The sequence below is a fragment of the Hylemonella sp. P2_B10 genome (assembly GCF_056404875.1).
The window spans coordinates 1,114,081-1,137,194 of record NZ_JBFUDE010000001.1; the positions used below are offsets into that span (position 1 = coordinate 1,114,081).

The 23,114-nt window shown below is 67.5% G+C and carries 21 protein-coding genes; 11 read left to right on the top strand and 10 right to left on the bottom strand.

The genetic code is table 11. The annotated features are described in order from the left end of the window. The first annotated feature begins 8 nt into the window (after positions 1 to 8). Both AC1DX2_RS05330 and AC1DX2_RS05335 read left to right on the top strand, forming a co-directional pair. Positions 9 to 983 (top strand): threo-3-hydroxy-L-aspartate ammonia-lyase, encoded by a 975-nt coding sequence (locus tag AC1DX2_RS05330; RefSeq protein ID WP_477195241.1) that lies wholly within the window; start codon positions 9 to 11, stop codon positions 981 to 983. A 140-nt stretch (positions 984 to 1,123) separates the two neighbouring features. Beyond that, positions 1,124 to 4,051, top strand: coding sequence for an Ig-like domain-containing protein (locus AC1DX2_RS05335; RefSeq protein ID WP_477195242.1), 2,928 nt, complete (start codon positions 1,124 to 1,126; stop codon positions 4,049 to 4,051). Between the two features lie 60 nt (positions 4,052 to 4,111). On the opposite strand, the gene AC1DX2_RS05340 is transcribed toward AC1DX2_RS05335, so the two are convergent. Together AC1DX2_RS05340 and AC1DX2_RS05345 are read right to left on the bottom strand one after the other, a co-directional pair. Next, a complete protein-coding gene (locus AC1DX2_RS05340) occupies positions 4,112 to 5,116 on the bottom strand; it encodes a tripartite tricarboxylate transporter substrate binding protein (protein WP_477195243.1) in 1,005 nt (334 codons plus the stop codon). Between the two features lie 65 nt (positions 5,117 to 5,181). Beyond that, positions 5,182 to 5,961 (bottom strand): transporter substrate-binding domain-containing protein, encoded by a 780-nt coding sequence (locus AC1DX2_RS05345; RefSeq protein ID WP_477195244.1) that lies wholly within the window; start codon positions 5,959 to 5,961, stop codon positions 5,182 to 5,184. A gap of 283 nt (positions 5,962 to 6,244) precedes the next feature. On the opposite strand from AC1DX2_RS05345, the gene AC1DX2_RS05350 reads away from it, so the two are divergent. Beyond that, on the top strand, positions 6,245 to 7,471 hold the full coding sequence (locus AC1DX2_RS05350) for a GGDEF domain-containing protein (protein ID WP_477195245.1): 1,227 nt from the start codon (positions 6,245 to 6,247) through the stop codon (positions 7,469 to 7,471). Between the two features lie 3 nt (positions 7,472 to 7,474). Continuing rightward, the gene (locus AC1DX2_RS05355; protein WP_477195246.1) at positions 7,475 to 8,653 is read left to right on the top strand and encodes a response regulator; all 1,179 of its coding nucleotides are present in this window, start codon (positions 7,475 to 7,477) and stop codon (positions 8,651 to 8,653) included. 13 nt (positions 8,654 to 8,666) lie between these two features. Here the strand turns inward: AC1DX2_RS05355 and AC1DX2_RS05360 are convergent, their stop codons facing one another. The 4 genes from AC1DX2_RS05360 to AC1DX2_RS05375 form a co-directional block, all read right to left on the bottom strand. Continuing rightward, positions 8,667 to 9,347, bottom strand: coding sequence for a TetR/AcrR family transcriptional regulator (locus tag AC1DX2_RS05360; RefSeq protein ID WP_477195247.1), 681 nt, complete (start codon positions 9,345 to 9,347; stop codon positions 8,667 to 8,669). 181 nt (positions 9,348 to 9,528) lie between these two features. Next, positions 9,529 to 9,933 (bottom strand): VOC family protein, encoded by a 405-nt coding sequence (locus AC1DX2_RS05365; RefSeq protein WP_477195248.1) that lies wholly within the window; start codon positions 9,931 to 9,933, stop codon positions 9,529 to 9,531. A 2-nt stretch (positions 9,934 to 9,935) separates the two neighbouring features. Then, a complete protein-coding gene (locus tag AC1DX2_RS05370; RefSeq protein WP_477195249.1) occupies positions 9,936 to 10,925 on the bottom strand; it encodes a Bug family tripartite tricarboxylate transporter substrate binding protein in 990 nt (329 codons plus the stop codon). A 66-nt stretch (positions 10,926 to 10,991) separates the two neighbouring features. Then, positions 10,992 to 11,765, bottom strand: a complete 774-nt coding sequence (locus AC1DX2_RS05375; protein WP_477195250.1) for a TetR/AcrR family transcriptional regulator — start codon at positions 11,763 to 11,765, stop codon at positions 10,992 to 10,994. A 113-nt stretch (positions 11,766 to 11,878) separates the two neighbouring features. Between AC1DX2_RS05375 and AC1DX2_RS05380 the strand changes: the two genes are divergently transcribed. From AC1DX2_RS05380 to AC1DX2_RS05405, 6 genes are read left to right on the top strand one after another with little or no spacing between them, the layout of a single operon-like run. Then, positions 11,879 to 12,751 (top strand): ABC transporter ATP-binding protein, encoded by an 873-nt coding sequence (locus tag AC1DX2_RS05380; RefSeq protein ID WP_477195251.1) that lies wholly within the window; start codon positions 11,879 to 11,881, stop codon positions 12,749 to 12,751. Further along, positions 12,751 to 13,629, top strand: coding sequence for a branched-chain amino acid ABC transporter permease (locus AC1DX2_RS05385; protein ID WP_477195252.1), 879 nt, complete (start codon positions 12,751 to 12,753; stop codon positions 13,627 to 13,629). The genes AC1DX2_RS05380 and AC1DX2_RS05385 overlap by 1 nt, the downstream gene beginning before the upstream one ends. Before the next feature lie 6 nt (positions 13,630 to 13,635). Then, on the top strand, positions 13,636 to 14,673 hold the full coding sequence (locus tag AC1DX2_RS05390) for a branched-chain amino acid ABC transporter permease (protein WP_477195253.1): 1,038 nt from the start codon (positions 13,636 to 13,638) through the stop codon (positions 14,671 to 14,673). A gap of 50 nt (positions 14,674 to 14,723) precedes the next feature. Then, complete coding sequence (locus tag AC1DX2_RS05395) at positions 14,724 to 15,917, top strand: ABC transporter substrate-binding protein (RefSeq protein ID WP_477195254.1); 1,194 nt, start codon at positions 14,724 to 14,726, stop codon at positions 15,915 to 15,917. A gap of 6 nt (positions 15,918 to 15,923) precedes the next feature. Beyond that, positions 15,924 to 16,754 carry an ABC transporter ATP-binding protein gene (locus tag AC1DX2_RS05400; protein WP_477195255.1) on the top strand — a complete coding sequence of 277 codons (831 nt, stop codon included), beginning with the start codon at positions 15,924 to 15,926 and terminating at the stop codon, positions 16,752 to 16,754. Then, positions 16,751 to 18,580 carry an AMP-dependent synthetase/ligase gene (locus AC1DX2_RS05405; RefSeq protein ID WP_477195256.1) on the top strand — a complete coding sequence of 610 codons (1,830 nt, stop codon included), beginning with the start codon at positions 16,751 to 16,753 and terminating at the stop codon, positions 18,578 to 18,580. Before AC1DX2_RS05400 ends, AC1DX2_RS05405 begins: the two co-directional genes overlap by 4 nt. 15 nt (positions 18,581 to 18,595) lie before the next feature. Here the strand turns inward: AC1DX2_RS05405 and ald are convergent, their stop codons facing one another. Then, complete coding sequence (ald, locus tag AC1DX2_RS05410) at positions 18,596 to 19,708, bottom strand: alanine dehydrogenase (RefSeq protein ID WP_477195257.1); 1,113 nt, start codon at positions 19,706 to 19,708, stop codon at positions 18,596 to 18,598. 119 nt (positions 19,709 to 19,827) lie between these two features. Here ald and AC1DX2_RS05415 point away from each other — a divergent pair, with 119 nt between their 5' ends. After that, positions 19,828 to 20,784, top strand: coding sequence for a LysR family transcriptional regulator (locus AC1DX2_RS05415; protein ID WP_477195258.1), 957 nt, complete (start codon positions 19,828 to 19,830; stop codon positions 20,782 to 20,784). Here AC1DX2_RS05415 and AC1DX2_RS05420 read toward each other — a convergent pair. From AC1DX2_RS05420 to AC1DX2_RS05430, 3 genes are read right to left on the bottom strand one after another with little or no spacing between them, the layout of a single operon-like run. Continuing rightward, on the bottom strand, positions 20,762 to 21,511 hold the full coding sequence (locus AC1DX2_RS05420) for a hypothetical protein (RefSeq protein ID WP_477195259.1): 750 nt from the start codon (positions 21,509 to 21,511) through the stop codon (positions 20,762 to 20,764). The two genes, AC1DX2_RS05415 and AC1DX2_RS05420, sit on opposite strands and share 23 nt — an antisense overlap. 60 nt (positions 21,512 to 21,571) lie before the next feature. Beyond that, a complete protein-coding gene (locus AC1DX2_RS05425) occupies positions 21,572 to 22,648 on the bottom strand; it encodes an isocitrate/isopropylmalate dehydrogenase family protein (protein WP_477195260.1) in 1,077 nt (358 codons plus the stop codon). Between the two features lie 30 nt (positions 22,649 to 22,678). Then, positions 22,679 to 23,101, bottom strand: a complete 423-nt coding sequence (locus tag AC1DX2_RS05430; RefSeq protein WP_477195261.1) for a cupin domain-containing protein — start codon at positions 23,099 to 23,101, stop codon at positions 22,679 to 22,681. Positions 23,102 to 23,114: the final 13 nt, after the last annotated feature.

Consider the following 23,114-nt stretch of genomic DNA (forward strand, 5'->3'; position numbering starts at 1 on the left):
ATTCACCCATGACTGCCACGCCCCCCATCCTGCCCACCTATGCCGACGTGCAAGCCGCCGCCCAACGGCTGGCCGGCCACGCCCACAAGACGCCGGTGATGACATCGCGCACCCTGAACCAGCAACTGGGCGCCGAGGTGTTCTTCAAGTGCGAGAACCTGCAGCGCATGGGTGCCTTCAAGTTCCGCGGTGCCTTCAACGCGTTGTCACGCTTCAGCCCGGCGCAGCGCCAGGCAGGCGTCGTCACCTTCTCATCGGGCAACCATGCGCAGGCCATTGCACTGGCCGCGCGGGAACTGGGCATGCCGGCCACCATCGTGATGCCACAGGACGCCCCCAAGGCCAAGGCAGAGGCCACGCGCGGCTACGGCGGCCAGGTGGTCGAGTACAACCGCTACACCGACGACCGCGAGGCCATCACCCGCGAACTGGCTGAACGCCACGGCATGACACTGATCCCGCCGTATGACCATGCCGATGTCATCGCCGGCCAGGGCACCGCGGCCAAGGAGTTGTTCGAAGAGGTCGGCCCATTGGATGCGCTGTTCACACCGCTGGGCGGTGGCGGCCTGCTGTCGGGCACGGCGCTGGCCACGCGCGCACTGGCGCCGCAGTGCAGGCTGTATGGCGTCGAACCCGAGGCTGGCAACGATGGCCAGCAGGCTTTTCGCAGCGGCGCCATCGTCCACATCCCCACGCCGCAGACCATTGCCGACGGCGCGCAGACGCAGCACCTGGGGCAACTGACCTTTGCCATCATCCGCCGTGACGTCGACGACGTGCTGACGGTGACTGACGACGCGCTGGTGGCCTGCATGCGCTTTGCGTTCAGCCGCATGAAGCTGGTGCTGGAACCCACCGGTTGCCTGGGGCTGGCCGCGCTGGAGCCGTTGCGCGCGCAGTTGCAGGGCCGGCGTGTAGGAGTGATCGTCAGCGGCGGCAATGTCGATCTGGCGCGCTTTTCCGCGCTGACGGCAGGCTGACCCGCCCCGGGTCCAGCACGCGGCGAGGCCGCAGCAGAAAGCTGTGATGGCCAGCGAATCGCGCTCATAATCGTTTGTAAAGCAGGTTGTAGAGCAGGCTGTAGCTGCTGCAGTGCAGCAACTTTTGCGAGGGGCAACGCATGGCGAACATCGCGGGAACCGAGGGAGCCGATACGCTGTCGGGAACGGCGGCGGACGACGTCATCAGCGGCCTGGGCGGTGACGACATCATGGTCGGCCAGGCCGGCAACGACCTGCTGCTGGGCGGCGCAGGCGATGATGGCCTGCAGGGCGGCCCTGGCAACGACACACTGGACGGCGGCTCTGGCGTGGACATTGCCAGCTATGCCGCCGCCGACGCCGCCGTCAGTGTCAGCCTGGTCACCAACACCGCCACCGGTGGCGACGGCAACGACCTGTTGATCAGCATCGAGCAGATTCATGGCTCGCGCTTCAAGGACTTGCTGGTGGGCGGCAACCCCGCCAATGGCGTGGGCGTCTACGATGGTTTCGAAGGCTTTCGCGGCAACGCCGGCAATGACACGCTGGCGGGCGGTGCTGGCTTCGACGTGGCGATCTACGACACCAGCCCCGCCGCCGTGAGCGTGCACCTGGGCGGCGCCAACAACGCGCTCGGCTCGGCGCAGGACGGCTTTGGCGACACCGACACGTTGCAGGGCATCGAGGAAGTGCGCGGCTCCAAGTTCAACGACGTGCTGGTGGGCAGCAACTCCGCCCCTTACGAGTCCTTCGAGGGCATGGCGGGCAACGACACCATCAACGGCCGTGGCGGCCTGGACAGAGCCAGCTACTCGCTGTCACCCGCCGCTGTGTCGGTCAATCTGGCCACCGGCACGGCCAGCGACGGCTGGGGCGGCACCGACCTGCTGCTCAACATCGAGAGCGTGCGCGGCTCCGACTTTGCCGACACCCTCACCGGCAACGCCGGGCCCAACTTCCTCGAAGGCCAGGCAGGCAACGACACGCTGGACGGCGGCACCGGCCAGGACGCCGCCATGTACACGCACGCCAGCGGCAGCGTCAGCGTGAGCCTGGCCACCGGCGTGGTCAGCGGTGCCGATGGCGTGGACAAGCTGGTGTCCATCGAGGGCGTCTACGGCGGTGCCTACGCTGATGTGCTGACCGGCGACGCCGGCGACAATGTGCTGAACGGTGGCGGGGGCAACGACACGCTGGATGGCGGCGCCGGCACCGACACGGCCGACTACTACTTCGCCTTGACACCGGTCAGCGTGGACCTGGTGGCCAACAGCGCCAGCGGCGGCGATGGCAGCGACGTGCTGACCAGCATCGAGAACCTGCGCGGCTCCTACGTGGCGGGCGACACCCTGAAGGGCGACGCCGGTGCCAACCGGCTGGATGGCGATGGCGGCAACGACAACCTGCAAGGCGCCGGTGGTGGCGATGTGCTGCTGGGCGGCGACGGCAACGACACGCTGGACGGCGGCAGCGGCAACGACACAGCCGTGCTGCGCGGCAAGTTGGTGGATTACACCATCAGCTACGACGCCTTCAGCGGCCGCTTCACGCTGAGCGACACCAAGGCCGACCGCGATGGCGTGGACAGCATCACCGGCGTGGAGCTATTCCAGTTCACCGACACGCAGCGCAGCGCGTCGCAGCTGGCAGCCTACATCACCGACAAGACGGCACCCCTGTTCGTCAGCGCCACCCCCGGCAATGGCAAGGTCGGCGTGGCACTGGGCGCCAACATCGCGCTGAGCTTCAACGAGCCGGTGACACTGGCCGGCACGCTGATCCTGCGCGACTGGACCGGCACGGTGGTGGAGAAATTCGACGCCGACAGCGCGCGCGTCAGCATCAGCGGCAACACGCTGACGCTGGACCCCACCGCCACGCTGGCGCTGCGCACCGGCTACGTGTTGCAAATTCTGCCGGGCAGCATTGTGGACCTGGCGGGCAACAGCTTTGCCGTCGGCCTGGGCTACCACTTTTTCACGCTGGGCAGCGGCCAGTTCCTGCGCGGCACGCTGGGCAACAACCGCCTGACCGGCGGCGCAGGCGACGACACGCTGGACAGCGACGACAGCGACGCCGTGCTGGACGGCGCCGCCGGCAACGACATCGTCAGCGGCGGTGCCGGCCGCGACAACCTGGTGGGCGGCGTGGGTGACGACGTGCTGGTAGGCGGTGGCGGTGCCGACACGCTGTCGGGCGGCAGCGGCTCGGACACCTATTACGTCAGCGACACCCGCGCCATCGTCCTCGAGCTGGCGGTGGACGATGCCGCCGTCACACCCGGCTCGCCGGACGTCGGCCGCTCGGTGGACAAGGTGGTGGCCAGCATCAACTACACGCTGACCAGCTTCGTGGAAAACCTGGAGTTGGCCAGCGCCGCCGGCAACCTGGTGGGCACCGGCAACGACCTGAACAATGTGCTGACCGGCAACGAGGGCAGCAACACCCTGAAGGGCGGCGGCGGCAACGACACGCTGGACGGCGACGACGGGCTGGACACCGCCCTCTACACCGGCGCCCGCAACCTGTACGTCCTGGGCATCACGGCCGGCAGCACCTCGCTGACCGCCAGCGTCACCGATACCCGCAGCAGCACGGCCTCGGAAGGTGCCGACAGCCTCAGCAATGTGGAGCGTCTGCAGTTTGCCGACTTGCGCGTGGCGCTGGACACCGGTATCGCGCAGGTGGGTGGACAGGCCGCATTGCTGGTGGGTGCGGTGCTGGGCAAGGCGGCTGTGCCCACCCAACCGGCGCTGGTGGGCGCGGTCATCAGCCTGCTGGACACCGGGCTGTCGCTGCAAGACCTGTGCGCCGCCGTGATGGCGCTGCCCATCTGGGGTGCCTTGGCCAATGGTGGTGCGGCCACGGCCAGCAACACCCAGATCGCCAGCTACCTGCTCACCAGCCTGAATGGCAAGGCGCCCGACGACGCCACGCTGACGGCCGCCGTGGCCGCGCTGGACAACGACCCCCCGGGTGACTACCTGTGGGACCTGGCACTGTCGGAGGCCTGCCAGAACGCGGTCAACCTCACAGGGCTGGCCGCCACTGGCGTGGCCTACCTGTGAGCCCCAAACCGCGCACTGTGGGCCACGCGCCGCGCCGCGGGCCCGCGCCGGGGCCGGCGCTCAATCGGGTTTGATGTTGGCCTCGCGCACCAGTTTGTCGTAGCGTTGCTGGTCGGCCCGGATCAGCGCGCCGAACTGCTCGGCCGTGCCGGGGATTACCTCGCCGCCCACCGCCGCCATGCGCGCCAGCATCTCGGGCGACCTCAAAGCCTTCTGGATGTCGGCGTGCAACTGGGTGACCACGGCCTTGGGCGTCCTGGCCGGCGCCAGCAGGCCGTACCACACCGAGGCCTCGAAGCCGGGGAAGCCGGACTCGGCCACCGTGGGCGCATCAGGGAAGATGGGGCTGCGCGCCGTGCTGAGCACGGCCAGCACTTTCAGCTTGCCGGCCTTGAAGTGCGGCAACACCTCCAGCGCATTGACCGCCAACAGCGGCAGTTGGCCGCCCACCACGTCGGTGATGGCCTGGGCCCCGCCCTTGTAGGGCACATGCATCAGCGACACGCCGGCCGCGCGGGCGAACAGCTCCACCGCCATGTGCGGCGTGGAGCCGTTGCCCGGCGTGGCATAGCCTATGCTGGCCGGACTGGCCTTGGCAGCCTTCAGCAGCTCAGCCAGGTTGGCATAAGGTGCATTCACGTTGGCGGCGATGACCACCGGCACCCGCCCTATCAGCGACAAGGGCACCAAATCAGCCTCGGGGTTGAAGGGCGCGGGCTTGTACAGCGCCGGGTTGGCGGCCAGCGCATTGGCCGCCATCAGCAGCGTGTAGCCGTCAGCCGGCGCGTCAATGACCGAGCGCACGGCGATGTTGGTGCCGGCGCCGGGCCGGTTGTCCACCAGCACGCTCTGGCCCCAGCCGGCGGACAGCACCGTGCCCAGCGTGCGGGCGATGATGTCCACCGCGCCGCCGGCGGTATAGCCGACCACGATCTTCACCGGCTTGGACGGGTAGGCCTGGGCCCAGGCGCCTGTCGGCGCCAGCGCTCCCAAAGCCAAGGCCGCTGCAGCCAGCCAGCGGGCTGCCCGTGTCGCTTGTCGCGGGGTCCATGGTTCGTGTTGCATGGTGTTCCTCATAGAGTCATGGTGATGGATGAAGTGGTGGTGCCGCCCTCTACAGCGCCGGGGCATCAGGGCAACGGCAGCGCGCCGCGCAAGCCAGCGCGCTGTATGGCCTGCTGCAAAGCACCGCTGGCGCGCTGCGTTTGTGCAAACTGTTCCAGCACCGGCAGACCAGCTTCGCGTCCCTTGGGCACGGCCAGCGCCAGCTGTTCGGCCCCCCAGCGCCCGTCGAGCACGCGGCTGCCAGGCATGGCGTCGGCCAGTTCATGGAGGATGCCCTTGTTGGTGGCGTAGGCGTCCAGCGCACCGCTGCGCAGCTGGGCTTGTATGTCCGCCACTGAAGCCACCGGCACCACCCCGGCATGGGCGTATAGCCGCGCCAGGGAAGACTGCGACGTGCTGCCCTGCAGCACGCCCACGCGAACGCCGGGCTGGTCGATCTGGGCCATGGCCTGCAAGCGGGACGCTGCTGGCACCAGGTAGCCCAGCTCCAGTTGCACCAGCGGCAGGGCGAAAGCCACCTCCTGCGCCCGCTGCGGGCTGGCATTGGTGAAGGTGACATCGATCTGGCCGGATTTCAGCGCTTCCAGCACCTGGGCCGCCCTGCTGTACTCCTGCAAACGTACAGGCACGCCCAGCTGCCGACCCAAGGCCAGGCCCAGGTCATGCGCCAGGCCAGCCGGCTCGGCCCCGCCGGGCCGGCGCACCAGCGACGTGGGGCTGCCGGGGTACACCCCCACGCGCAGCACCCCGGTCGGCGCCAGCACGGCGACGGCCGAGGCCGCGCCAACGTCCGCCGGGCCCGACAGGGGCGCGCTGCCGCAGGCCGGCACGGTCGCCAGCAGCAAGACCACCCAGGTCCAAGAAAGGAAAACACCACGCAAACGGCTCATCCACGCTCCCACAGATGCCCGGGCCATGCGAGCGCACGCCCGCTGGGCCCATGCGTCCATGGTACAGCGCCCGGCCCCAGCCGGGTTAAGATGGAGCCCGACCGCGCCAGGGCCAAACAAAAGCAAACTTCCCCAGCCGGCCGCCCCGCCCACTGTTGTTTCAGCTGCCATTGCCGGCGGCTGCAGGAAGGAACCGCATGGCTGACTGTCACCGCCCCGAGCGCACCCGCTACCCCTGATGATGGACATCAGCCTGCCCGCCCTTGATGGCGTCACCCTGTTGCTGGCCACCGCGCTGATCACGTTGGCGCTGGGCCTGATCACCAGCGTGATGGCCCGGTTGACCCCTGGCCTGGGGCTGGAAGACAGCAGTGCCGCCATGTACTTCGGTTGCGCCGCCTTCCTGCTGTTTGCACTGCGCGGGCATGTGCCCATGGCCTTGAGCTTTGTGCTGGCCAACCTGCTGGTGCTGTGTTGCGGCGCCTGCTGCATGCAGGCGTATGCCCGGCTGATGGGCGCGGCCATGCCCTGGCGGCGCGTGGCGGCGCTGACCGCCTTGGGCTTCAGCGGCGTGTTGTGCGTGCACTTCCTCGGTGCGCCCTACGCACTGGCGGTGCTGACGCTGAGCATCACTTTCGGTTTTGAATACGGTTACGTGGTGCTGATGCTGCGCCGCAGCCCGATCCCGTTCAGCCGGCCGTTGCGCTTGCTGGGCATGGTGTCCATGGGCGGGCTGGCGCTGATTTCGGTGGTGCGCGTGGTGCTGGCCACGCGCGACCTGCTGATGGGCGTGCAGGGGCCGGCCGCGCTGTCGCCGCCGCAATGGGCGGTGGCACTGGTGGCGCTGCTGCTGTTCGTGCTGTCGTGCACGGCGGTGATGGCACTGGTGGGTGAACACCACCGCAACGAGGCACTGAACACGCTGCGCCGCGACAGCCTGACCGGCCTGTACACCCGCACCGCCTTCGACGCCATGCAGCCCGCGATGACGGCGCGCGCCGCCCAGGGCGGTTATGCGGTGGTGCTGTTCGACATCGACCACTTCAAGGCCATCAACGACCGCCACGGCCACGCCAGCGGCGACATCGTGCTGGCCCATGCCGCGCGCCTGGTGGGCCACAGCACCCGGTTGAGCGACCTGGCGGTGCGCTATGGCGGCGAGGAATTCTGCGTGCTGTTGTGGGACTGCTCGGCATCGGAGGCGGCCCAGTTTGCCCAGCGCATCGTCACCGAGGCAGAGCGCCAGCAGGTGCGCCTGGGCGACGGCCTGCAGGTAGGGTTCACCTTGTCTGCCGGCGTGGCGGACCAGCCACAGGAGGCCGCGACAACTGACGGGCCCGCCAGCGCATGCACCATCAACAGCACCATCCACCGCGCCGATGAGGCGCTCTACCAGGCCAAGCGCTCCGGCCGCAACCAGGCGGTGCTGCACAGCATGCCGGGTATGATGGTGCAGCCCGCCTGAACCATGACAGACGCCAACGCAAGCGCCAAACCTATCAAGTCCTCGATCCTGGTGGTGGACGACGCCGCCGACAGCCTGACCCTGCTGCAAGACCTGCTGCAGCCGCGCTACCGGGTGATGGCAGCCTTGAATGGCGAACGCGGCCTGGCGATTGCCGCCTCCGGCCACCCGCCGGACCTGATCCTGTTGGACATCATGATGCCGGGCATAGACGGCTATGAGGTCTGCCGAAGGTTGAAAGCCGAACCAGCCACGCGCGACATTCCCGTGATCTTCCTCACCGCCAAGACCGAGGACGAGGACGAGACGCTGGGCTTCGAGCTGGGCGCGGTCGACTACATCACCAAACCGGTCAGCCCACCGGTGCTGCTGGCCCGCGTGGCGACGCACCTGGCCTTGAAGGCCGCCTCCAACGTGATGCGCGACCGCAACCTGCTGCTGGAGTCGGAGGTCGACAAGCGCACCCGCGAGCTGGTGGCCATCCAGGACGCCACCATCCTGGTGCTGACCACGCTGGCCGAGGCGCGCGATTCCGACACCGGCAACCACATACGCCGCACCCAGGGCTATGTGCGGGCGCTGGCGAGAAAGCTCTCCAGCCACCCGGATTATGCGGAATTCCTGACCTCCACCAACATCCAGTTGCTGTACAAATCGGCGCCGCTGCATGACGTGGGCAAGGTGGGCATACCCGACCGCATCCTGCTCAAGCCGGGCAAACTCACGCCGGAGGAATTCGAGGTCATGAAGACCCACACCCAGGTGGGAAGCGACGCCATCACCCGCGGTGAGGAAGCGCTGGGCGCGCACGTGCCCTTTCTGACGCTGGCACGCGAAATCGCCTACACCCACCACGAGAAATGGGACGGCAGTGGCTACCCGCAAGGCCTGAAGGGCGCGCAGATCCCGATCTCGGGGCGGCTGATGGCGGTGGCCGACGTCTACGACGCGCTGATCTGCCGGCGTGTCTACAAGGAGCCGATGACGCATGAGCAGGCGATGAAGATCATCACCAGCGCATCGGGTTTCCACTTCGACCCCACGGTGGTGGAAGCCTTTGTGGCGATCGAGGACACCATACGCGCCATTGCCATCGCCTATGCCGACAGCGAGTCGGACCTGGCGCAAAAGCGCGAGTATTTCGCCACGGCGGGCTTCGGCGAGCCGGGCCAGCCAGGCTGACACGGCTGGCGACTCAGCTGCCTTGCAGCAGACAGCGTTCCACCGCCTGCTGCACCTGCGCCAGGTAGGCACGGCGCAACACCGCAGTATCTGACCAGGCGATGCGCCGAACCACCAGCGTGCCGTGCAGATAGCCCAGCAGCATGGCCAGGCGCACGTCAGAAGCCAGACGCAGGTGGCGCGTGCTGGCGCCTATTTCCCCGGCCAATTGCAGCGTGATGGCGTTGGCTGTCTCAAGCAGGCCGGTGTAGATGGGCTCGGCCGTGACCACCGCGCGCTCGTCTGCGACATCCACCCGGCTGAACCCGTACATCAGCGCGTAATGCTCCGGGTGCTGCTCCCAGTAGGTCAGAAAGGCCTCCACAAAGGCCATGTGGCGTGCACGCCCGGTACGTTTCTTGGCCACCGCCTGGGTCATCTCGGCCACCAGCTGCGCAATGATGTGCTGCCACAAGCCAACCATCAACTCCTGCTTGTCGGCGAAATAACGGTAGGTGCTCATGGGCGAGACCCCGACTCGCGCAGCCACAGCACGCATGGTCACCGCCTGCGGGCCGCCCTCGATGAACAGCGCCAACGTGGCCTGCATCAGCTCACGGCGCAGTTGCTCGGCGTCGTCCTTGTTGTTGCGCCGCACACGTGGGCGGACGGGGGCGGCGGGCAAGGCCTGAACGGTCTTCTTTTGGGTGGGCATACGGTCTCGGATGGGCGAATCTGACTATGCCCGGATTCTAGCAAATATATACACGTACATATACTTGCATACTTTATCTGCAGCCTGGACCAGATGCACCCCAGCGCCGGCCATTGCGAGGCAAGATCAGCGCCAAGGGCAAGGGCGAGATCGACATGGGCTTCGTCAACCCGCCTGCGCCTCAAGGCGCAGCTGGCGTTGGCGCGTGGCACACCACGCACAGCTTGTTGCTGTCCGGGTCGCGAAAATAAGCGCCGTAATAGTGCTCGTGGTAGTGCGCTCGCAGACCGGGCTCACCCTCGCCCGCGCCGCCATGGGCCAGGGCCAAGGAGTAAGCCTGGTCCACCACCGCCCGCGAAGCCGCCTGCAAGGCCAGCATCTGGCCATTGCCGGGCACATGGGCCTGGCCATCGAACGGCCGGCCCAGGATGAACAAGGGACGCGGCCCCGGCACCGATTGCCAAGCCGCCCAAGGGCGCGACGGATCGCAAAAGCGCTCGGGCAGACCGAGCAGCGCCATCAGCGGTCGGTAAAAGGCCAACGCGCGCTCGAAGTCATTGGTACCGATACAGATGTGAGAGAGCATGTTCAGTCCAGTTTGACGCCTGCCGCCCGCACCACCGCGCCCCAGCGCGGCAGCTCGGCTTCGATCAGCTGGCGGAATTCCTGCGGCCCCAGGCGCAGCGGCAAGGCGCCTTCCTGGGCGAACTGTTGAACCACACCGGGCTGGGCCAGCGCCTGGCCTATCCAATCGCTCAAGCGCCGCACGCGCGCGGCGGGTGTGGCGGCATTCACCACCACGCCATACCACTGGTCAGCCTCGAAGCCGGCGTAACCGCTTTCGGCCACTGTGGGCACCTCTGGCAGCACCGCCAGGCGCTGGCTGCTGGAGACCGCCAGCGCGCGCAGTCGCCCGCTGCGGATGTGCGGCAGCAACACGGTGACGCCGGTAAAAGTGGCATCCACCTGGCCGCCCATCAGGTCGATGGCCGCAGGGTTGGTGCCCTTGTAGGGCACATGCAAAAAGGGCATGCCGGTGCGCGCCTTCAGCGCCTCGAAGCTGATGTGCGCCGCGCTGCCGTTGCCGCCGGAGGCGTAGCTCAATGAGGTGCTGCGACTGTGCGCCAGCGCCACCAGCTCCTTCAGGCTGCGGGCGGGCGAGCTGGCCGTCACCACCAGCACATTGGGCACGCGCGCCACGCCGCTGACAGCGGTGAAACTGCGCAGCGGGTCATAAGGCAACTTGGGGTACAGCCAGGGGTTGACCGCCAAAGTGCCCACATGCGCCATCAGCAAGGTGTTGCCATCGCCGTCAGCGCGCGCCACCTCGGCGGCGCCTATGGAGCCGCCAGCGCCGGGCTTGTTGTCTATCACCACCGTCTGGTGCGAAGAGGCCCCCAGGCCGGGTGCGATGGCACGCGCCAGGATGTCGCTGCTGCCGGCCGGCGGGAACGGCACGACCAAGCGCAGCGGCGGCTGGTCGGCCGCACTGGCGATGCGCGCCAAGCCACCGGCCAGCAGCAACGCCAACCAATCGCGACGCGAGCAGGGTGGGTGGGAAAGAGGTTGGGAATTCATCGGCAGCGGATGCGAACTGCTAGCTTACCCAATCTTCGGCGCCGGCACCGCACCGCCGGCGACCCGTCAGTGCGCCGCCTTGCGGGCGGCCGGGCGGCGCGGCGCCAGTGGCGGTGGCGTCTGCCGCAACACGCCGTTGAGCAGCAGCGCGATGCCCTGATCGGCGATCTGCTCGGGCGTCAGATCGCCGTCGCTGCGGTACCAGCGGCCCACCCAGCTCAAGGCGCCGGCCAGCATGAAGGCGGCGAGCTTGGGGTCGCAAGGGGCGATGGATTGCTCTTCAATGCCGGCTGCGATCAAGCGGCGGAACTCCATGTCGATGCCGGCCTTCAGCCGGCGCAACTCCTTGCGCAAGGGCGCCGGCAGCGGGTCTTCGCCGATGCGTATCACGCACCTGCCGAAATCCTGGGTGACGATGGTCAGGTAGCTGCGCATGCAGGCCATCAGCTGGTCCAGCGCGCGGCCGCCGTCGCGCCGCACGGCGTCGATCTCCTGCTTCATCATCCCCAGCGCGATGCGCACGCACTCCAACAGGATGTCGTCCTTGCTTTTCACGTAGTAGTACAGCGTGGGCTTGGTCACGTGCAGCCGCTGCGCGATATCGTCCAGCGAGGTGGCATGGAAGCCCTGCTCGTTGAACAGCTGCGCCGCCGTTTGCAGCACCGCCTGGCGTTTGGATTCGCGCAACTGGGCGCGTTTGCCGCCGGCAGCCCAGGGTGACGTGCTGGTGCGTCCCCGCACGGTTTTGGACCCGGCAGCCTGGGTGCCGGCCGGCTTGGCGCGGGCGGCGGGGCTGCGTGGTGAGGGCACTTTGGCAGTGGGTGCGCGGGTGGTGGCCATGGGGGTGTGCGAGGGGCGCCGGCTCAGGCTGGGGAAAGTCCGTATGTGCAATGTTACCGATGAGTATATATTTTTACGCCAAAGTAACCCTCTGCCATTTGCTCGCAAACCCTATGTCCGCCGCCATCGCCGAACCAGGCGCCCCCCACCCGTCGCAGGCCCTGCTGCAGGTGGATGCGCTGACGCTGTCTTTTGGCGGCGTGCAGGCGCTGCGCGGCGTGGGCTTCGATGTGCAGGCAGGCTCCATCACGGCGGTCATCGGCCCGAACGGCGCCGGCAAGACCTCGCTGTTCAACGCCATCTCGGGCTTCTACCGCCCCACCAGCGGGCGCGTGCTGTTCAAGGGGCAGGACATCTCGCGCGTGCCGGCGCCGAAGCGCGCGGCGCTGGGGCTGGCACGCAGTTTTCAGAACATCGCGCTGTTTCGCGGCATGACGGTGCTGGACAACATCAAGCTGGGCCGCCACACCCACCTGAAGACCAACGTGCTGGACGCAGTGCTGTACGTAGGCCGCGCGCGCCGTGAAGAGGCCGAGCTGCGCCGTGATGTGGAAGAACGCATCATCGACTTCCTGGAGATTGACCACATCCGCCACGCGCCGGTGTCCGCCCTGCCCTACGGCCTGCAAAAGCGGGTCGAGGTGGCGCGGGCGCTGGCCATGCAGCCGCAGGTGCTGATGCTGGACGAGCCGGTGGCCGGCATGAACCGCGAAGAGACCGAGGACATGGCCCGCTTCATCCTGGACGTGCGGCGCGAATGGGGCGTGACGGTGCTGATGGTGGAGCACGACATGGGCATGGTGATGGACCTGTCCGACCACGTGGTGGTGCTCAATTTCGGCCAGGTCATCGCACAGGGCAAGCCGGCCCAGGTGCAGGCCAACCCCGAAGTGGTGCGGGCCTACCTGGGTGCGGGCGACTTCAGCCAGCTGCGCCAGGCTTTCAGGGGTGGCGGCAGCGGCGCCCATACAGCGGAGGTGGCCTGATGGATTGGGGCTACCTGCTGGAGATCTGCCTCACCGGCCTGGCCGGTGGCGGCCTGTATGCGCTGGCCGGCCTGGCCTTCGTGCTGGTGTACAAGACCACGCGGGTGGTCAACATCGCCATCGGCGAGCTGTTGATGGTGGGGGCCTACCTGTTCTTCGCGCTGGCGTCGCAATTCGGTGCGCCCATCTGGGCCGCCGTGCTGGGCGCGATGCTGGGCACCGGCGCTTTAGGCGCGGTGGTGGAGCGGCTGATGATCCGCCCGCTGATGGGCCGCCCGCCAATCTCGGCCTTCATGGTCACGGTGGGGCTGGCCTCCATCCTGGTGGGCATGGTGGAGATCATCTGGACAGCGGACCAACGCCGCCTGCCCGAGTTCATGCCCACCACGCCGGTGGTGCTTGGCGACGCGCTGCTGTCGCCCAAGGTGGCCTACGGCTCGCTGCTGGCGGCGGTCATCATCGCACTGGTGCTGGCGCTGTTCCGCTTCTGGCGCGGCGGCGTTGCGCTGCGCGCCACCGCATCGGACCAGGGTGCCGCCTACATGATGGGCATCAACGTGCCGCGCGTGTTCTCGCTGGCCTGGGTGGCGGCCGGCATGATCGCCGCCGTGTCGGGCATCGTGGTGGGCTCCATAGGCGGCATCTCGTCGTCCATGGGCGTGTTCGGCCTGTCGGTGCTGGTGGTGGTCATCGTGGGTGGACTGGACAGCGTGCTGGGCGCGCTGGTGGCCGGCCTGCTGGTGGGCCTGGTGGAGGCGCTGGCCGGCGCCTACCTGGGGGCCGAATACAAGCTGCTGACCACCTTCGTGGTGCTGGTGGCAGTGCTGATGGTGCGGCCGTATGGCCTGTTCGGCACGCACGAAATCGAAAGGCTGTAGCCCACCATGCGCATAGGCACGCTGAAGGAAAGTTACACCGCCGACGCGGCGCTGTTCGACTCCGTCACGCAGAAGGTCTGGCTGGGCGTGGGCACGGCGGCGCTGCTGCTGTTCCCGTTTGCCGCCAGCGACTACTGGCTGTACCTGGCCTGCCTGGTGGCCATCAACGTGGCCAGCGCCTGCGGGCTGAACATCCTGACCGGTTACACCGGCCTGGTCAGCCTGGGGCAAGCCGCCTTCATGGGGCTGGGCGCCTACACGGTTGCGGTGATGCAGATACGCTGGGGCACGCCTTTCTTGGTCAACCTCCTGGCTGGCGGCGCGGTGGCCACGCTGGGTGGCCTGATCGTGGGTGTGCCTTCGTTGCGCGTCAAGGGCCTGTACCTGGCCATTGCCACCATCGCCGCGTCGTTCATCGCCCATTTCCTGTTCGCCAACCTGAAGCTCACCGGCGGCAGCACCGGCCTGTCCATGCCGCCGGCCAGCCTGTTCGGGCTGGCGCTGGACACGTCATTTCGCCTTTACTGGCTGATCGTCCCCGTCACCGTGCTGATGCTGCTGGGCACGGCCAACCTGTTCCGCACCCGCGTGGGCCGAGCCTTCATCGCCATCCGCGACCGCGACATCTCGGCCGAGGTGCTGGGCATCCCGCTGATGCGCTACAAGCTGCTGTCCTTCGGCCTGTCGTCGTTCTTCGCCGGTGTGGCCGGTGGGCTGTGGGCCTACTTCTTCCGCGTTGTCACGCCGGAGAGTTTTCCGCTGCAGATGTCCATCTTCTTCCTGGCCGCCATCATCGTCGGCGGCATGGGCTCCATCCTGGGCGGCATCCTCGGCGCGGTGTTCATGACCATGGTGCCCGAGCTGCTGAAGGTGGTGTTCAACCTGCTGCCCGGCGGCACCGAGATGACAGTGTTCCTGTCGCCGGTGCGCACCGTCGTCTTCGGCCTGCTGATCGTCGGCTTTCTGGTGTTCGAGCCGCACGGCCTGGCCGAGGTGTGGCGCCGCATCCGCCGCTTCTTCCACCTCTGGCCGTTCCGTAACTGATACCGGCAACTGATTTTTTCGCCCTGACCCACAACCCTAGGAGACAGACCATGACACATTCCAAGCAAGCCCCTTCCCTGCGCCGCCGCAGCATCGTGCTGGCCGCCGCGGCTGGTGCCGCCGCACTGGCCGCGCCCCTGACCGCCCAGGCGCAGGCCGAGGACATCGTGATCGGCGGCTCCATCCCCATGACCGGTGTGTTCGCCTTCGCCGGCATAGGCATCAACGCCGGCATGGCCGACTACGTGAAGATCGTCAACGACGCCGGCGGCATCAAGGGCCGCAAGCTGCGCTACGTGCCGGAAGACACCGGCTACAAGGTGGACGTGTCCGTGGCGGCCTACAAGAAGATCACCAGCCAGAACAAGGTCAACCTGTACTACGGCGACTCCACCGCATTCTCCAAGACCATCAACCCCGAGCTGGAGCGCAACGGCCAGATCCTGATGGCCGGCGCCTCTTTCGCTACCGAGTTGAACGACCCGAAGAAGTACCCCAACCAGTTCCTGGTCGGCCCGGATTACACCGAGATGTTCGGCATCCTGCTGCGCCACATCGCCAAGGAGAAGCCGGGCGCCAAGGTGGCCTTCGTCTATTCCGATTCCGAGTTCGGCCGCGACCCGATCGATGAGAGCGAGGCCGCCGCCAAGAAGCTGGGCCTGAATGTGGCGCTGAAGATCATGACGCAGGCCGGCAGTGTGGATGTGTCCACCGAGATCGCCAAGCTGCGCCGCGCCGCGCCCGACTACACCATCTTCCACGGCTATGTGCTGGCACCCATCCCTGAGTTCGTGCAGCAGGGCAAGGCCCAGGGCATGACCAGCAAGTGGATGGGCACCTTCTGGACCATGGACAGCTCCACGGTGATGAAGATGGGCGAGGCCGGCGACGGCTTCATGGGTGTGATGCCCTACCGCTACTATTACGACACCTCGGCCAAGTCGCCGATGCTGGACAAGATACGCGCGCTGCGGCCCGAGTACCAGAGCACCGCCTACATCCAGGGCTTCCTGACCGCCATGCTGTTCACCGAGGCGGCCAAGCGCACGCTGGAGGCCGGCAAGCCGCTGGACGGCAAGAACCTGAAGGCGGCGCTGAATTCGATCAAGGACTTCGACACCGGTGGCCTGATCGGCGTGCCCATCACCATCAAGGGCAACTCCATCCCCGTGGGCCGGGTCTACAAGGCCGACATGAAGGCGCAGAAGATGGTGCCGGCGTCGGACTGGATTGCGCTGAACTGAACACCCATGACAGCAGGCGCGGTGAGCGAAGCGGCAGAGGCCATCCTCGATGTGAACAACATCGAGGTGGTCTACAACAAGGTCGTGCAGGTGCTGCGCGGCCTGTCGCTGCGCGTGCCGCGCGGGCAGATCGTGGCGCTGCTGGGCAGCAATGGCGCGGGCAAGTCCACCACGCTGAAGGCCATCTGCGGCCTGCTGCAGCTGGAAGACGGCGAGCTGGTGGCCGGCGACATCCGGTTGGATGGCGCCAGCGCCGCCCAACTGGCACCGCAGCAACTGGTACATCGGGGCCTGGGCCACGTGATGGAGGGCCGGCGCGTGTTCGAGGACCTGACGGTGGAAGAAAACCTGGTGGCCGCCACTTATGCGCGCCCAGGCGGCAAGGCGGGCAAGGCCGACTTCGACAGCGTGTACGAGTACTTCCCCCGCCTGCACGAGCGTCGCAAGGGCCTGGCCGGCTACCTGTCCGGCGGCGAGCAGCAGATGCTGGCCATAGGCCGCACGCTGATGGGCCAGCCGCGGCTGATGTTGCTGGACGAGCCCTCGCTGGGTCTGTCGCCCAAGCTGGTGGAAGAGATTTTCAACATCATCGCCCGCATCAACGCCGAGCGGGGCGTCTCCATGCTGCTGGTGGAGCAGAACGCCGCCGTGGCGCTGGCGGTGGCCGACAGCGGCTACATCATGGAGAACGGCAAGATCGTCATCGACGGCAGTGCCGAACGCCTGGCCAACGACCCGGATGTGCGCGAGTTCTACCTCGGCATGGGCGGCGCAGGCCAGACACGCAGCTTTCGCGACCTGAAGCACTACAAGCGGCGCAAAAGGTGGCTGTCATGAGCACACAAACCAGCCTTGACCTGCCCGCCAAGACGCTGCCGCAGATGCTGCGCGAGCAGGCGCGTCGCCATCCCGAACGGGTGGCATTGCGGCAGAAGGACTTCGGCATCTGGCACCCGCTGAGCTGGGCCGACTACGAGCGCCGCGCCATGCATGTCGGCCTGGGTTTCGCCACGCTTGGCCTGGGCGTGGGCAGCCACGTGGGCGTGATCAGCGAAAACCGCGTCGAATGGGTGCTGGCGCAAATGGGCGCCGGGCTGATTGGCGCCGTCACGGTGGGCGTGTACCCCACCAGCCCCAGCAACGAGGTGGCCTACGTGGTGGGCCATGCCGACGTGGAGGTTGTGGTGTGCGAGGACCAGGAGCAGGTGGACAAGCTGCTGGCCGCACGCGCCGCCCTGCCCCGGCTGCGCCGCATCATCATGGTGGAGACCAAGGGCCTGGCCAGCTATGCCGAGGAAGAGCGTGCGCTGATCACCCGCTTTGCCGACCTGGAAGCCGCCGGTCAGGCGCTGCGCGCCAGCGAGGGCGAGGGGCGCGTCCGCGACGCGCTGGGCAGCCAGGCACTGGACGACGTGGGGCTGATGATCTACACCTCCGGCTCCACCGGCGCGCCCAAGGGCGCGATGATCACCTGGCGCAACATCCGCGGCGTGGTGCCGGGCATCGTGCAGCGGCTGCAGCTGGACAACACGACCTCCCACCTGTCGTACCTGCCGCTGTGCCACGTGGCCGAGCAGATGCTGACCAACTTCGTGCCGCTGTACCTGGGCTCGCAGGTGAACTTCGGCGAATCCATACGCACCGTGCAGGAAGACCTGCGCGAGGTGGCGCCGCGCATGTTCCTGGGCGTGCCGCGCATCTGGGAGAAGCTGCACGCGGCCATCAGCATCAAGGTGCAAGAGACCGGGCCGCTGCGCCGCTGGCTGTTCGAGCGCGCCATGGCGGCCGGTGCGCCGCTGGCTGAGAAGCCGCGCGCCGAATGGACGATGGCAGAGCATGCCCGCTACGCATTGGCCTATTGGACGGTGCTGCGCGCGCTGCAAAATTTCATCGGCCTGCGCCGCGCCCAGGTGGCGCTGACGGGCGCCGCGCCGATCCCACCGGATGTGGTGCGCTTCTTCCGCACACTGGGCGTGCCGCTGGTGGAGGTGTATGGCCTGACCGAATCCACCGGCATGATCACCGGTCACGCGCTAGACCAGGTGCGGGTGGGCACGGTGGGCCCGCCGATAGCCGGCACCCAATGCCGCCTGGGCGACCAGGGCGAGCTGCTGGTGCACGGCGACATGGTGTTCGCCGGCTACTACAAGAACCCCGAGGCCACCGCTGGCGCCATCCGCGACGGCTGGTTGCACACTGGCGACGTGGTGGAGCTGACGCCGCAGGGCCATGTGCGCATCGTTGACCGACTGAAGGACATCATGATCACGGCCGGCGGCAAGAACCTGACGCCGTCGGAGATCGAGAACACCATGAAGGGCAGCCCTTTTGTGAAGGAATGCATCGTCGTGGCCGAGGGGCGCAAGTTCGCCTCGGCGCTGGTGCAGATCGACTACGAGACTGTGGGCAAGTGGGCCGAAGCGCGTGGCCTGGCCTTCACCCATTTCCGCTCGCTGGTGGAGCTGGCCGAGGTGCGCGCACTGGTGGACGCCGAGATCCGCCGCGGCAACGACCGCCTGGCACCGGTGTCGCAGATACGGCGCTTCCACCTGCTGACCAAGGAGCTGGACCACGACGACGGCGAAGTCACCGCCACCATGAAGGTGCGCCGCAGCAGCATCTACAAGGCCTACGCGCCGGAGATCGAGGCGCTGTACGCCTGAAGCGCTGCTGGCGCCTCAGGCCAACGCCACCGGGTCGGTGAACGCGTAACCCAGCGCTTCGGCCACGGCCTGGCAGGTCACCTGCCCCAGGCACACGTTCAGGCCGTTGCGCAGGTGTACGCTTTGCGCAACAGCATGGCGCCAGCCCAGGCCGGCCAGTGCCAGGCCATGAGCCAACGTGGCATTGTTCAGCGCGAATGTGGAGGTGCGCGCCACCGCGCCGGGCATGTTGGCCACGCAGTAGTGCACCACGCCGTCCACCACATAGGTGGGTTCAGCGTGGGTGGTGGCATGTGAGGTTTCGAAGCAGCCGCCCTGGTCGATGGCCACGTCCACCACCACGCTGCCGGGCTTCATGCGCGCCACCATCTGGCGCGTCACCAACTTCGGGGCTGCCGCGCCGGGCAGCAGCACGCCACCGATCACCACATCGGCGCCGTGCACCGCTTCCTCGATGCTGGCAGAGGTGGAATACAGCGTAGCGATGCGGTTGCCAAACACCAGGTCCAGCTGGCGCAGCCGCTCCACACTCTTGTCCAGCACGGTGACGCGCGCACCCATGCCCACCGCCATCTGCAGCGCGTGCGTGCCCACCACGCCGGCGCCGAGGATAACCACATGCGCCGCGCCCACGCCGGGCACGCCGCCCATCAGCAGGCCCATGCCGCCCTTGGATTTCTCCAGGTTGCTGGCGGCGGCCTGTATGGCCATGCGGCCGGCCACTTCGCTCATGGGCGCCAGCAGCGGCAGGCCGCCGCCAGGGCCGGTGATGGTCTCGTAGGCGAAGCACACCGCACCGGACTTGACCAGCGCCGCTGTCTGCTGCGGGTCGGGCGCCAGGTGCAGGTAGGTATAAAGGATCTGGCCCTTGCGCAGCATCGCGCATTCGGCCGGCTGCGGCTCCTTGACCTTGACCACCATCTCGGCGGCGTCAAACACCGTGGCCGCATCGGCGGCGATGCTGGCGCCTGCCGCCAGATACTGCGCATCCGTCAGGCCTATGGCCTCGCCCGCGCCCTGCTGCACCACCACGGTGTGGCCCTGCTGCACGAATTCGCGCACGCTGGCAGGCGTCAGCCCGACCCGGTATTCGTGGTTCTTGATTTCCTTGGGAACGCCGATGCGCATGCTGTCTCTCCATCTGGGGTTGGCCGCCGCGCCCACCGCGGGCACGCGGGAAAGGCGTCATCATGCTGGCGCGCATGCTGAACATCCATGACAATATTGGCGTGTTCACTTGAGCATTTATGAAACTGAAGAAACCTGCTGTATTGGGCCAATTGAGCGACGTTGACCTGCGCCTGCTGCGCGTGTTCAAGGCGGTGGCCGACTGCGGCGGCATGGCTGCTGCCGAGGTGGAGCTGAACGTGGCCATGTCCACCATCAGCCGCCATGTGAAGGACCTGGAACTGCGCCTGGGCCTGGTGCTGTGCCGCCGCGGCCGCGCCGGCTTTGAGCTGACGCCCGAGGGCGAGCGCGTCTATGCTGCCGCCGACGCGCTGCTGGGCGCCACCAACGGCTTTCGCGACACCGTGCACGACATCCACCAGCACCTGGACGGCGATCTGCATGTGGCGGTGTTTGAGAAGACCATCACCAACCCGCAGGCGCGCATCGCGCAGGCCATAGGCCTGTTCAAGCAACTGGCGCCCCGGGTGTCGGTGCACCTGCACCTGGGCACCATCGGGATGATTGAACGCGGCGTGATGGACGGCCGCTACCACCTGGGCATCGTGCCCGACCACCGCTTGTCCAGCGCCTTCGCCGACGACCCGCTGTTTGACGAGGTGATGCACCTGCATGCCGGCGCCAGCCACCCCTGGTTCACCGGGCCTGATGCCAAACGCGGCTGGGCGGCGCTGCGCGGCCAGCCGCTGGCCGGACTGGACTACCACTCGCCCAACATGGTGTTCACGCACCGGCAGCGGCTGGAGCGCAGCGCCACCGCCTCCGACCAGGAAGCGGTGGCCATGCTGGTGATCTCAGGCGCCTACCTGGGCTTTCTGCCCAACCACTATGCCGAACTGTTCGTTCGTGCCGGCCAGATGCGCGCGGTGGCGCCGCGCACGCTGACCTACCGCTGCACCTTCTCGTGCATCTGGCGCAAGGCGCCGGCCCCGAAGCGGCTGGCACTGGCCTTCCACGACTGCCTGCTGGAAGCGCACGCCGGCAGCGAAGCGCCTAGCGCCCGAAAGGCACGGTGACGATGGCTTTCAGCACCCAGCGGTCGGACACGGTGGTCAGCCCCCGGCCCAAGCCCAGGTTGACGTCCCAGCCGCGCAGGCTGAAGTCCACCACCGCAAACAGCAGTTGGCTTTGCTGGTTCAGGCGGCCCAGGTTGCCGAGCTCACCCAGGTCGTTGTAGCTCTCCAGACCAATCTGATAGTCGCCATCCGTCTTGTAGGCCACGCGGTTGGCCAGCTGCAAGGTGCTGGGGCTGGGCTCGGGGCCGGAGACCTTGAAGCCCAGGCTGGCATTGACGGCCCAGCTCCAGCGCGGGCTGCGCCACCCCAGGATGCCCTTCAACTCGCCGTTCCAGGGGTTCGGGTCCAGCCGGTAGTTGACGCGGCCCACTTCCAGGTTGGCACCCCAGTACCAGGGCGAGCCATCGGGCATGGGTGCCATGTACTTGACGCGCAGCTTCTGGCCGTCCACGGTGGCGTTGCCTTGCGCGTCGATGGAGGTCAGGAAGTAGGCGCCCAGCTCAATCTCCTTGGTCAGACCGTAGGAGAACTCCGGCGTGATGCGCAACACCTGCCACGGCGCCTGCGCACCGGGGTAGTCGGGCCGACCGTTGCCGGACAGCAGCTTGTTGACGTGCAGCTCCAGGCCAAACTCGCCGGGCGCGTTGATGTCGTCCGTGTAGACCTGGATTTCTTCCGGCGCGGCCTGGGCCGGGTGCGTTGCCAGCGCCAGCGCGACGACGGCCATCAGGCCAGTTGAGAGCAAGGTTTTGAAGAGCGTGGGGACCATGGCAATCACTTTCATGTTTCAGACGGGGTTGTGGATGGCGGCTGCCACGCGGCGGCCGAATTCGGCACAGCCGGTGCTGCCGCCCAGGTCAGCGGTGCGGCTGGCGGGGTCCGCCAGCACACGGTCCACCGCGCCGTCCATGTCGCGCGCGGCGGCGACGAAGTTCGCCAGCCCGTGGTGCTCGCCCAACCAGTTCAGCAGCATGGCGGCGGACAGGATCATGGACACTGGGTTGGCCTTGTCTTGGCCTTGAATATCGGGCGCCGATCCGTGCTGGGCCTGGGCGCAGCACAGCGCGTCACCGGCCATGATGGAGCCGGCCAACCCCAGGCTGCCCGACAGCTCACTGGCCAGGTCGGACAGGATGTCGCCGTAAAAATTCTCGGCCACCAGCACGTCGAAGCGTTCGGGGTTGCGCACCAGGTGGGCGGTGGAGGCGTCCACCAGCAGTTGCTCCAGCCGCACCTCGGGAAAGTCCCTGGCCACATCCGCCACGCATTGCAGGAACAGGCCGTCGGTCATGTGGAAGCTGTTGGCCTTGTGGATGGCGGTGACCAGTTTGCGGCGCTTCATCGCCAGCTCGAAGGCGCGGCGGGCGATGCGCTCGCTGCAGTGGCGGGTGATCTTGCGCACCGACAGCGCCATGTCCGGGCTGGGCATCATCTCGCCCCAGCCCTGGGCCATGTTGCGGTCGGGGTAGAAGCCCTCGGTGGCCTCGCGCATGATCACCAGGTCCATGGTCTTGCCCGGCTTCAGGTTGGATTCCAGGAACGGCCGCGTGCGCGCCGGGCGCACATTGGCATACAGGTCCAGCTCGACACGGAAGGCCGCCGACACATTGCGCCCACCCTGCTCGGGCTTGGGGTAGTCGGCATGCGACTGCGTGCCCAGCATGATGCCGTCGAACCCGCGGGCGCGCGCCAGCAGCTCGGGGCGCAGCGTGGTGCCGTGCTTGTGCAGGCTGGCAAAGCCGACGTCGTCAAATTCAAAGTTCAGAACCAGCTTGTGCCGGGCGTCGGCCGCGCGCAGCACGCTGACGGCCGCGTCCACGATCTCGGGGCCTATGCCGTCGCCGGGCAATACCAGGATGTTCATGAGGTGCTCACAGTGGGAATGGAAAAGGCGTCAGGGCGCGTGCTCGGCCGACACCAGGCGGGTGGCGCCGGTCTCGGTCAGCGTGCGGGTGGCGTCCAGCCGGGCATAGGTCCAGAAGATCTTCATGGCTTGCGTGGCCGACAGGTTGCGAAAGCGGTGCGGCAGCTTGGGCGGTATCCAGGTCACGTCCTGTGCCTGCAGCGGGATCTGCCGACCGTCTTGAAACTCCAGCACCGCCTGGCCTTCCAGCAGCAGCACACTCTCCTCGCAGTTGTGGCTGTGGAAGGGAATCGCCGCGCCGGGCTCGAAACTGGTGATGCCGTTGATGAAGCCGGTGGCGCCGCGCGCCGCATTCACCAGCGGCGTGGTGCTGGCGCCGCCACCGCGCTGGTGGCTGGGCAATTCGGTGGGCCGCAGCACCAGGGCCTGGCGATTGTCTTCGGGTGGGGTCATCAAAGTCTCCGTG